This window comes from Arthrobacter sp. SPT-J7 (assembly GCF_059089965.1).
The window spans coordinates 1-11066 of record NZ_JBNHFF010000101.1; the positions used below are offsets into that span (position 1 = coordinate 1).

Below are 11066 nucleotides of genomic sequence, written 5' to 3' on the forward strand. Positions count from 1 at the left end.
ATGGTTGCCACCCGCAGGGCCGCTTCGTCCAGGCGGGCGGCGGGCAGGCTGCCGGTGGCAACAGCAGTAACAATCGCGGCATGGGCCTGCCCAACGTCGGCAGGCATCAGCAGGAGGTCGGCCCCCGCGGCAAGGGCCATAACGGCGGCGGACCCGGCCGGGTACTGCTTGTGCACTGCCCCCATATTCAAGGCATCAGTAACGGCCACCCCCTTGAAGCCGAGTCCCCGCAGTGCCGCGTACGTGGGTTGGGAGAGCGAGGCCGGCACTCCCGGTTCCAAGGCGGGCACGGCGATGTGACCGGTCATCACCATCGGCGCTCCGGCGGCGATGGCGGCCTGGAACGGCTTCCAGTCCCGGGCGGCCAGTTCCGGCACGGTGGCCGGCTGCGTGGGGAGGTACACGTGCGAATCAGTGGTCACGGACCCGTGCCCGGGGAAATGCTTGACGGCGGGAAGGACGCCTGCGGCCAGCATTCCCTGGGCGAATGCCACTCCGAGGCTGGACGCCGCATCAGGGTCGGAGGACATGGAGCGGGCGCCGATGGTGGGATCCGCCGGCCCGATGGTTACATCGGTGTCAGGGGCAAAGTCGGTGTTGAAACCGAGCGGCACCAGTTCCCCGGCGAGCCCCTGGCCCGCCTCTTTGGTCAGGGGTACGCTGCCCGCGGCGCCGTAGCTCATGGGGGCCGGCCACTCCGTCAGCGGCGCATTCAGGCGCGCCACTATCCCGCCTTCCTGGTCCACACCGATCATCCCCGGCCATGGCCTGCCGTCCGCGGTTGCCGCCTGGGCGAGCCGCTGGTTAATCGCGGCCATGGCCGGCAGGTCCACTTTCCCCTGCGGATCCAGCGGCACGTTGTCGCCCATGATGATGGACCCGGCGAGGTGCAGGCGTTCGACGACGGCGGCATGGGCACCTGCGTCAGTCCCGGTGAAGAACGGAAGGAGGACCTGCCCGGCCTTCTGTTCCGGGGACATCGCCGCCACGGCAACGGCTGCGGCGTCCTGGTCCCGCTGCTGGGGGCCCCACCCCAGCGGCCGGGAACCCGGATCGGCAGTCACGGCAGATGAGGGGGAAGCAGTGGCCGGCGCCGGCGTCGTACGCGGTGATGCCGAAGGTGCAGCCGGCGTGGAGGGTGACTGGGACCGGGCAGGCGCGGGAGCGGCGGTACAGGATGCGAGTGCCACCGCCGCGGAGGCTGCAGCCAGGACGGGGATGGATTTGTGAAAACTGTCACGCAGGTGTTGGAACGGGGCCATCAATACGATGCTACCCCTGCACTAGACTTGAAACACCCGTCCGCCTGCCAGCAGCAGCCTGTGAGCGGCGTGCGCCAGCAGTAAACCGGACAGTGAGGATACGTGTGAAGATTGACTTCGCTTCTTCGAGGCAATCAACCCTCGGTGTTGAATGGGAGCTCGCGCTGGTGGACGGCCGGACCGGCGAGCTCGCCTCCGTAGCCAACGAGGTACTCCGTGGCGTGGCATCCCGCCACCCGGAACTCAATGAAGATGACGAGCACCCCCACATCAAGCAGGAACTGCTGCTGAACACCGTGGAGCTGGTCACCGGTATCTGCGAAACTGCCGCCGAGGCGAAGGAAGACCTCACCCGGTCCCTCACTGCCGTCCGCGAAATCACCGATCCGATGGGCGTGGAGCTGTTCTGCGCCGGAAGCCACCCGTTCAGCCCGCCGCAGCTGCAGCCGGTGACGGACAAGGCCCGCTACGCAAAACTTATCGACCGCACCCAGTGGTGGGGCCGACAGATGGTCATCTACGGCGTGCACGTCCACGTGGGGCTGGACCGCCGCGAGAAGGCGCTTCCGGTGCTGGACGGGCTGGTCAACTACTTCCCGCACTTCCAGGCGCTCTCGGCGTCGAGCCCTTTCTGGGGCGGCGAGGACACCGGCTACGCATCACAGCGTGCCCTGATGTTCCAGCAGTTGCCCACGGCCGGCCTCCCCTTCCAGTTCAGCTCGTGGGAGGAATACGAGTCCTATGTGCAGGACATGTTCACCACGGGAGTGATCGACACCCTTTCGGAGATCCGCTGGGACATCCGGCCCGTACCGAACCTGGGCACCATCGAAATGCGCATTTGTGACGGGCTGGCCACGCTGGAGGAAGTGGGCGCCATCGCTGCCCTTACCCAGTGCCTGGTGGAAGAGTTCTCCACCACCCTGGACAACGGCGGAACCATCCCCACCATGCCGCCATGGCATGTCCAGGAGAACAAGTGGCGTGCCGCCCGCTACGGCATGGACGCCATCATCATCTTGGATGCTGCCGGCAAAGAGCAGTTGGTTACCGACCACCTGCTGGAGACCCTCAACCGGCTTGAGCCGGTGGCCGCGAAGCTGGGCTGCCCGGATGAGCTGGCCGACGTCGAAAAGATCATCAGCCGGGGCGCCGGCTACCAGCGCCAGCGCCGGGTAGCCGAGGAGCACGGCGGAGACCTCCAGGCCGTGGTCCTGGACCTGGTCAAGCAGATGCGGAACGGTCCCACCGCCTGACTTTTCCTGCGTATTACGCCGGGAGAGACACCGCTGTGACCGGCAGGGACGAATCCGGGGCAAACCGGATTCCGCTCGGCTTCACTCCTGCCATCACCAGCTGCGCGCCCAATGCCGCCACCATGGCGCCGTTGTCAGTGCAGAGGTCCAGTGGCGGCACATGCAGGTTGATTCCGGCCGAGGCGCAGCGCTGGCCGGTCAACTCGCGCAGGCGTGAGTTTGCCGCCACCCCGCCGCCGAGCAGCACGTCCTTGATGCCGTGCTCCCGGCAGGCCAGCACGGCCTTGGAAGAGATGATATCCACCACGGCTTCCTGGAACGCGGCCGCGATGTCGGCCACCGGGACCTCCTGGCTGCGTGCCTCGAACTGTTCAACGCAGCGGGCCACGGCTGTCTTGAGGCCGCTGAAGGACCAGTCGTAGCGGTGCGGGCCCGGTTCTTCGGATGTTCCCATGTACTTGGGCTGGCTGAGGCCGCGGGGAAAGCGGATGGACTTGGGGTTGCCGGTGCGGGCCACCCTGTCGATGGCCGGTCCGCCGGGGTAGCCGAGTCCCAGGATCCGGGCCACCTTGTCGTAGGCTTCGCCGGCGGCGTCGTCGATGGTGGAACCGAGGAGGACTACGTCATCGGTGATGCTGTTGATTTGCAGGATTTCGGTGTGGCCGCCGGACACCAGCAGGGCGCCGAGGTTTTTGGGCAGCTGCGGCGCCTGCCTTTCCTTCCCGTCCAGCAGTCCCACGCCTACGTGCGCCACGAGGTGGTTGATGGCATACAAAGGCTTGGCGGTGGCCACGGCCAGCGCCTTCGCGGCGCAGACCCCCACCATGAGGGCGCCTGCCAGGCCGGGGCCGGAGGTGACGGCGATCGCGTCCACGTCGTCCAGGGCCACGCCGGCATCGGACAGCGCCTGTTCGAGGGTGGGCACAAAGGCATCGAGGTGCGCGCGGGAGGCGATCTCGGGGATGACCCCGCCGAACCGGACGTGCTCATCCATCGACGAGGACACCGTGTTCGTCAGGAGGGTGGTCCCCCGGACAATGCCAACCCCGGTCTCGTCGCAGGACGATTCGATGCCCAGCACCAATGGCTGCGAGCGGTTCATGGCTGGCCTGCTTCCGTTGATGTGTCGTCTCCCGTTCCTCCGCCGGCTGCCCCGGCGAGCTGGAGCCGCATGATGAGGGCGTCCACGCCGTCGCGGTAATAGCGGGGCCGGACATGGATCTGTTCGAAGCCGAAGCGCCGGTAGAGCTGCTGCGCGCGGGGATTGTCGGCGCGGACCTCCAGCAGGAGGTCCGCCGCGTGCCTGCGGCGCGCCTCCTCTATGAGCCGGGTCAGCAGCGTAGTGCCAATGCCTCGCCCTTCGTATTCAGGCACGACGGCGATGGTCTGCACGTCGGCGATGGGTTCGATGCACATCAGCCCGGCGTAGCCCACGATGCCGGCGCTGCTCTCCGCCACCAAGTATTGTCGGGTCTCCGGCTGGGACAGCTCGTCATAGAACATCTGCAGGGGCCAGGCATCCACCGGGAAAAGCCGCTGTTCCAGGACGCTGACGGCAATCACGTCCTCAGGGGTCATCCCACGTACGGAGACGCCATGGCTGCTGATGTCCGGGGCGGTAATCACAGTGCCCTCTTCCTGGGTCCGGGGACCTGCGCGTCTGATTCGCGAAGGTACAAGGGGGTGGAGTCCAGGAGCTTCCCGCCGGCTGCGAGCCGGGCCAGCGCGAACTGGCCCAGGTACAGGGCGTCCGGCTGTTCCGCTGCGAACTCCGGGTCCGCCTTCAGGGTGTCTGCGTAAAGGCCCGCGCCGGCACCGTAGGCGGGCAGGTCCGGCAGGTCCGCAGCGAAACCGACGTGCGGGCCGTCTTCCAGTACCGGAAGCTGGCCTTCGGCGAGGCGGTAGCGCGCCCAGTAGACCTCTTTGCGCCGCGCGTCCGTTACCACCAGGAATTCGGGGGCGGCGGCGGTGGACTCTGCGACTTCCAAGGCGACTGCGTCCAGGCTGATCAGACCATGGAGGGGTTTGCCCCAGACGAAGGACAGGGTGCGCGCGGTGGCAATTCCCGACCGGAGGCCGGTAAACGGGCCGGGGCCCACGCCCACCACCAGGGCATCAATATCGCTGCCGCTGACACCGGCCTCGGCCATCAGCTGTTCGATTCCCGGGGCGAGTACCTCGGCGTGGCTGCGGGTGTCCTCGGTGGAGAAGCTGGCCACGACGCCTTCCAGTGCGTCGGCTGAAACCAATGCCGCGCTGGCCACGGCAGAGGTGTCGATGGCGAGGATGAGCATCAGGCGTTCCCTTCAAACGTTGCGACGGGTTCCGGAACAGCCGGCCAGCGGGGACCGTACCCGCGCATCACGATGGTCCGCGGCTCGTCCGTGTCCTCATCCTCGAAATCCAGCGTGCCGCCGTCGGTGGTGCCCGGAACTTCGCCCGTGGCACCAAGGCCGCCGGCACCGAGCCCCATGGCACGGTGCAGGTCGATCTCCAGCCGGCTCTCGCTCAGGTGCTCCACCCGGTCGTGGCCCCACTCCACCACCGTTACGGAGGAGTCGAGGGTGTTTTCGAGGTCGATGTCGTCTATCTCTGCGGCAGAGCCCAGGCGGTACGCATCAACATGCACCAGATCGGGCCCGCCGGGACGCGGCCCGTCGGGCAGGTTTGGGTGGATGCGGACCAGGACGAACGTGGGGGAAATGATCCCGGCGCGCACGCCCAGCCCCTGCCCCAAGCCCTGGGTAAAGGTGGTCTTCCCTGCACCCAGCTCGCCGGAGAGCACCAGCAGGTCCCCGGCTTTGAGGACTGATGCAAGGCGTGCGGCGAGCAAATGGGTCTGGTCCGCCGTCGTCGCGGTCAATGTCTTTTCCCAGTTGTGACCAACCCCGCCGGTATCCGGCGACTCCGCGGAGGCATTCACGCGGCACCCTCCGCACCATGCACGACGGCGGCCGGAACCTGATCATTGATGAAGCGGCGGGGCACGCGGGGGCTGATCCTGGTGACGATCTCGTAATTGATGGTTCCGGCAGCGCGGGCCCAGTCGTCGGCAGTGGGGCCGCCGTCGGCGCCGTCGCCGAACAGTTCCGCTTCGGCGCCCTGCAGGCCCGCGCCGGCAGGACCGGTGTCGCCGAGGTCGATGACCATCTGGTCCATCGCGATCCGCCCCACTACGGGGTAGGTGTTGCCGGCAACGCGGACGGGGCCGCCGGTGGCGATGCGCGGCACGCCGTCGGCGTAGCCCACGGGGATCAGACCCAGCGTGCTGCGGCCGCTGGTGCGGTATCGCAGGCCGTAGGAGACGCCTTGCCCGTCCGGCACTTCCTTGCACTGGGAAACGAGGGTCCGCAGCGTCATGGCCGGGCGGAGTCCCAGCTCGGCCGACGTCTGCCCGTCGAAGGGCGACAGCCCGTAAATTCCCAGGCCCACCCGGACGAGGTCGAAGTGGGTGTCCGGCCGGGACAGGGTTGCCGGCGTATTGGCGAGGTGCCGGACCTCAGGGTCCACGCCGGCGTCTTCGGCAACAGCAAGCACTTCCCGGAACGCCGCGAGCTGCTGGTCGGTCTCGGGCCGCTCCGGTTCGTCCGCGACGGCAAGGTGCGAAAAGATGCCCACCACGCGCAGGAGGCCCTGGTCCTGGTATTCCATGGCTTCGCCCACCAGGTGGTCCCAGGTATCAAGGGTGGCACCGTTGCGTCCCAGCCCGGTGTCCACCTTCAGATGCACACGGGCGGGGCGCTCCTGCTCCCGGGCCGCCGCAATAATGCGCTCAAGTTCCCAGCCGGAGCAGCCAATGTCGACGCCGGCAGCCACCGCTGCGCCAAAGTTGCTTTCCGTGGTGTGCAGCCAGGCGAGCAGCGGAGCGTCGATCCCGGCGGCACGCAGGGCCAGTGCTTCGGAGATATGGGCGACTCCCAGCCAGGATGCGCCTGCTTCAAGGGCAGCCCGGGCCACCGGGACCGCGCCATGGCCGTAGGCGTCGGCTTTGACCACCGCCATGATTTTCGCCGGGGACGCTGCCGCGGCCAGCCTGCGGACGTTGTGCCGGATAGCAGCAAGGTCAATCACGGCTGACCGTTCGTGGTGGGGGTCCTGTGCCGGAGCAGCGTCGAAATCACCGGTTGTAGCGGGGTAAGTCACCTTAGTGATTCTAGTGCTGGCGCTTCGGGCCGAATAATCACGCGTCAGAGAGGTGCGCGATAGTGGCCGCTGCCCTGCGCTGGGCGGCCAGCGGAACGTCCTGGACAATGTCGGCGAGGAACGAGAAGCGCCGCAGCCACTGGCTGGTCTGCCGTTCGGGCCTCGCATTGGCCCGTTTCCACCAGTCAGCGATGTCGCCCCAGCCCGGTGCGGCAAGGGACCCTCCCACCTCCTGCACCGCGAGCGAGGCACAGAGGTTGGCGAAACGCAGCCTGTTGCCCAGCGGCCAGCCGGCCAGGCTCCCCACGATGAAAGCGGCGTCGAAACAGTCACCGGCGCCCGTGGGATCGAAAGCCTTGACGGGCAGTGAAGGCACCCACTCCTCCTCGCCCGTTTCCGAGTCCACCGCCATGGCGCCCTGTGGCCCGAGGGTTACCACGGCAACCGGCACCCGGTCCGCCAGCGCGTAGAGGGCGGTCCAGGGATCATCCTTGCCGGTGAAGGCCATGGCTTCGCGCTGGTTGGGCAGGAATGCGTGGAAATACTGCAGGTTGTCCAGCCGGACGGGCGCCCATACTTCGCTGGGATCCCACCCGACATCGCCGAACAGTTTCACCCCGGCCTGGTGCGCCGCCATGGCCCACGGCTCCACCTCCAGTCCTACTTCCGTGATGCCGGCGAGCGCGGGAGGCGGGACCCCGATGAGCTCCGAGGCCGTCACGGGCGGAGCGTGGCCGTGGGTCACAAGGGACCGGTCCTTGTCCACGCACAGGGAGACAGTGACCGGCGAATGCCACCCTTGGACCTTCCGCGACAAGCTGAGGTCCACGTGCTCCTGGCCGGACAGGATCCTCCAGTTGAAGTCCCCGTAGCCGTCATCGCCAAAAGCCGCCGCCAGGCCGGTGCGCAGGCCGAGCCGCGCCGCCGCGATGGCCTGGTTTGCCACCCCGCCCGGGCAACTGCCCATGCCGTCGCTCCAGATTTCCGTGCCCGGTTCCGGCCCGTGCGGCAGGCCGGTGAAAATGATGTCCTGGAACACCGTTCCGGCCAGCAGCACATCGAATCCAGGGGCCGACGGCGAGCGGACGGTAGCTAGGGGATCGAACGGGCGTGCTGGAATCGCCTCCATGTGCGGCACACTACGCCCTGCCACCGACATCCGGTAGGGGCGGCCATAGGCGCTGTGGACACCCACGCCTAGACTGCTGCTTATGCGGCTTCTGATTGTCGGCGGTGGCGGATTCCGGGTTCCGTTGATATACCGGGCGCTGGTCTCCGGGCCCTTCACCTGCGTGGTCACCGAACTGGTGCTGTTCGACGTCGCTCTTTCCCGCCTTGCCGCCGTGACAGCAGTCCTGCGCAGCATGCCTTCGGGGCCAGGCCCCGGCCTGCCGGTCCATCCCACCACCAACCTCCCGGAGGCGCTGGCGGGAACGCAGATGGTTTTTGCCGCCATCCGCCCCGGCGGCACCGCCGGACGCGTGGCTGACGAAAAAGTGGCCCAGGACCTCGGAGTGCTGGGGCAGGAGACAACCGGCGCCGGCGGCATCTCCTACGCCCTCCGGACCATTCCGCACATGCTGGAGCTCGCGCGGCAGATGAAGGAACATTGCCCGGACGCGTGGCTGATCAACTTCACCAATCCGGCCGGCATGGTCACGGAAGCGCTCCTGCCAGTGCTCGGCAGGCGCATCATTGGGATCTGTGACTCCGCCGGGGGCCTGGTGCACCGGGCGGCACGGGCCGCCGGCGTCACGCTGCCGGAAGGAACGCTCGACGGCGTGGGTTACTACGGCCTGAACCACCTGGGCTGGCTGTACCGGCTGGAGTCCGGCGGGCGGGACGTCCTGCCCGCGCTGCTGTCGGATCCGCAGGCCCTTCAGTCCTTCGAAGAGGGCCGGCTGTTTCCCCAGCCATTCCTCGCCCGCCTCGGTGCCCTTCCCAACGAGTACCTGTATTACTACTACCAGCAGGACGCCGCCCGGGAAGCGATGCGTGCCATGCCTGAAACGCGGGGAGAGTCGATCCACAGCCAGCAGCAGGAGCTGTACCCGAGGCTGGCCGCGGCGGGCGGTGAAGCCTTCGCGCTGTGGGAGGCTGCGCGCCGGTCCCGAGAAGAAGGCTACTTGGCCGAAGCCCGCGGAAAGGATGAGCGCCGCAACGAGGACGACCTTGCCGGCGGCGGGTATGAGCGGGTCGCGCTGGCGGCCATGCGTGCCCTGTCGGGTTCCGGGGACGCGCAGCTGATCCTCAACACCAGCAACACGTCCCTCCCGGGAGCGGGATCTGCTGCTCCTGAGGCACCGGCGCCGGCCAGCGCTCAGCCGCGTGCCACCAAAGCTGCCATTCCGGGGCTGCCGGCCGACGCCGTCGTGGAGCTCCCCTGCACGGTGACCGCCGAGGGCGCGCTGCCGCTGGCCCAGCAGGCTCCCCCGCCGGAACAGCTGGATCTGCTCCGCCACGTGAAGGACGTTGAGCGGCTGACGGTACGGGCTGTGACAGAACGTGACCGGGATGCCGCGCTGCAGGCGTTTGCCCGGCATCCCCTGGTGGGTTCCGAAGAACTCGGCGCGGCCCTGCTGTCCGGCTACGAGCAGGCGTTTCCAGCATTGGGGAAGATGTGGCGCGGCGGTACGCGTTGACACAGGAGTAGTGTTTTATCGAATGCCCAGCACTGATCCGGCGCGCTAACCTTCGCCGGCGGCCGGAAGGAGGTCCCGTGGCACTGGTCCGCAGGGTGGCTTTACTGTCACTCCACACCTCCCCCATGGAGCAGCCGGGTTCCGGTGATGCCGGCGGCATGAACGTTTATATCCGGGAACTGGCCTCCGCCCTGGCCGAGGCCGGCGTGGAAGTGGAGATCTTCACGCGTTCCACGTCCGCCAGCCAGCCTGCCGTCGAGCACCCCGATCCCGGGGTGTGCGTCCACAATGTCCTGGCCGGACCCACCAAGAAGATCCCCAAGGAAGAGCTCCCCGGCCTCCTGCATCACATGGTGGAAGAGATCGAGCAGATCCGGCAGCGGCAGCCGCACGGCCGCTACGACGTCATCCATTCGCACTATTGGGTATCCGGGATCGCAGGTCTGGAGCTTTCCGGGCTGTGGGGCGTGCCGCTGGTGCACACCATGCACACCATGGCCAAGGTCAAGAACCTGTTGCTTGAATCCGGCGAACAGCCTGAACCGAGGCGGCGCGAGCTGGGTGAGCACCGCATCGTGGACGGCGCCGCCCGGCTGATTGCCAATACCAGCGCGGAGGCTGCGGAGCTGGTGTCCCACTATGGGGCGTCGTATGACCGCATAGACATTGCCCCGCCGGGGGTAGACCTCAGCACCTTCACTCCTGCGTTCCGGGCCAGGTCGCGGACCCAGCGGGACATCAGCCCCGACACTTTCCACCTGGTTTTCGCGGGCCGGATCCAGCGGCTGAAGGGGCCCCAGATCCTGGTCAAGGCCGCAGCCCTGCTTCGGCGCCGCCGCCCGGACATCAACCTGCGCCTCACCATCCTTGGTTCGTTGAGCGGGAACAAGGAATTCAACCTCCGGCGGCTGGTTGCCGAGGCGGGGATGGACGACGTCGTCACGCAGCTTCCCCCGGTGAAGGCACCGGAGCTGGCGGCCTGGTTCAGGGCTGCAGACGTAGTGGTGATGCCCTCCTACAGCGAGTCCTTCGGACTGGTGGCCCTTGAAGCCCAGGCCTGCGGCACACCCGTGGTGGCAACGCGGGTCGGCGGGCTGTCACGGGCCATTTTCGACGGCAGGACGGGACTGTTGGTGGACGGCCATCATGCCTCGGACTGGGCGGATGCACTGGAGGCGCTTTACGACGACCCCGCTACCCGCGAAGATATGGGCCGGGCCGCCGCCATACGTGCCCAGAACTCGGGGTGGCAGCGCACGGCCGCGATTACGCTCGAAAGCTACCACGCCGCCGTCGATAACCATGCAAGCCGATCCCTGACGACAGTTTCCGCGTCCTGACGCCCTCCCCCGCACCCTGCCCCTCCGCTCCAGCAAAGGACAAAGATGTCTGCTACCCCGAGTGACCTCGAAATCGCCCGCGCGGCACGGATCCGGCCCATCGAGGAAATCGCGGTGGCAGCGGGAATCAACGCCGAGGCGGTGGAACTGTACGGGCGCTACAAGGCGAAAATTGACCCCGCGCGGCTGGATGCGCCGCTTCCGCAAGGCAAGGTGGTGCTGGTCTCGGCCATGTCCCCCACGCCGGCTGGTGAGGGAAAGTCCACCACCACGGTCGGGCTTGCCGATTCGCTGGCACGAGCGGGGCACCGGGTGATGATCGCCCTTCGCGAGCCCTCGCTTGGGCCGGTCCTGGGCATGAAGGGCGGGGCCACGGGCGGCGGGTACTCGCAGGTCCTGCCGATGGACGAGATCAACCTGCAC

At 67.7% G+C, this 11066-nt stretch carries 11 protein-coding genes; 4 read left to right on the forward strand and 7 right to left on the reverse strand.

The window, feature by feature from the left end; all coding sequences use genetic code 11:
* A partial coding sequence (locus AC5RWX_RS25035) for a glycoside hydrolase family 3 N-terminal domain-containing protein (protein ID WP_494098996.1) occupies positions 1-980 on the reverse strand: 980 nt, incomplete at its 3' end.
* A gap of 386 nt (positions 981-1366) precedes the next feature.
* Here AC5RWX_RS25035 and AC5RWX_RS25040 point away from each other — a divergent pair.
* Positions 1367-2518 (forward strand): glutamate--cysteine ligase, encoded by a 1152-nt coding sequence (locus AC5RWX_RS25040; protein ID WP_494098987.1) that lies wholly within the window; start codon positions 1367-1369, stop codon positions 2516-2518.
* A 13-nt stretch (positions 2519-2531) separates the two neighbouring features.
* Here AC5RWX_RS25040 and tsaD read toward each other — a convergent pair whose 3' ends face one another.
* The 6 genes from tsaD to AC5RWX_RS25070 are packed head-to-tail and all read right to left on the reverse strand — an operon-like array spanning position 2532 to position 7790.
* On the reverse strand, positions 2532-3620 hold the full coding sequence (gene tsaD / locus AC5RWX_RS25045) for a tRNA (adenosine(37)-N6)-threonylcarbamoyltransferase complex transferase subunit TsaD (protein WP_494098988.1): 1089 nt from the start codon (positions 3618-3620) through the stop codon (positions 2532-2534).
* Entirely contained in the window at positions 3617-4096 is a 480-nt protein-coding gene (gene rimI, locus AC5RWX_RS25050; protein WP_494098997.1) for a ribosomal protein S18-alanine N-acetyltransferase, read from the reverse strand. The genes tsaD and rimI overlap by 4 nt, the downstream gene beginning before the upstream one ends.
* 44 nt (positions 4097-4140) lie before the next feature.
* On the reverse strand, positions 4141-4812 hold the full coding sequence (gene tsaB / locus AC5RWX_RS25055) for a tRNA (adenosine(37)-N6)-threonylcarbamoyltransferase complex dimerization subunit type 1 TsaB (protein WP_494098989.1): 672 nt from the start codon (positions 4810-4812) through the stop codon (positions 4141-4143).
* Positions 4812-5441: a tRNA (adenosine(37)-N6)-threonylcarbamoyltransferase complex ATPase subunit type 1 TsaE gene (gene tsaE, locus AC5RWX_RS25060; protein WP_494098990.1), complete on the reverse strand. Its 630-nt coding sequence runs from the start codon at positions 5439-5441 to the stop codon at positions 4812-4814. The genes tsaB and tsaE overlap by 1 nt, the downstream gene beginning before the upstream one ends.
* The gene (alr, locus tag AC5RWX_RS25065; protein WP_494098991.1) at positions 5438-6661 is read right to left on the reverse strand and encodes an alanine racemase; all 1224 of its coding nucleotides are present in this window, start codon (positions 6659-6661) and stop codon (positions 5438-5440) included. The genes tsaE and alr overlap by 4 nt, the downstream gene beginning before the upstream one ends.
* Positions 6662-6698: 37 nt before the next feature.
* Positions 6699-7790, reverse strand: a complete 1092-nt coding sequence (locus AC5RWX_RS25070; RefSeq protein ID WP_494098992.1) for a carbohydrate kinase family protein — start codon at positions 7788-7790, stop codon at positions 6699-6701.
* An 82-nt stretch (positions 7791-7872) separates the two neighbouring features.
* Between AC5RWX_RS25070 and AC5RWX_RS25075 the strand changes: the two genes are divergently transcribed.
* The 3 genes from AC5RWX_RS25075 to AC5RWX_RS25085 all read left to right on the forward strand — a co-directional run.
* Positions 7873-9303, forward strand: coding sequence for a family 4 glycosyl hydrolase (locus tag AC5RWX_RS25075; protein ID WP_494098993.1), 1431 nt, complete (start codon positions 7873-7875; stop codon positions 9301-9303).
* A 77-nt stretch (positions 9304-9380) separates the two neighbouring features.
* Positions 9381-10643: a D-inositol-3-phosphate glycosyltransferase gene (gene mshA / locus AC5RWX_RS25080; RefSeq protein ID WP_494098994.1), complete on the forward strand. Its 1263-nt coding sequence runs from the start codon at positions 9381-9383 to the stop codon at positions 10641-10643.
* Positions 10644-10688: 45 nt separating this feature from the next.
* The coding region (locus AC5RWX_RS25085) for a formate--tetrahydrofolate ligase (RefSeq protein ID WP_494098995.1) at positions 10689-11066 on the forward strand (378 nt) is incomplete at its 3' end.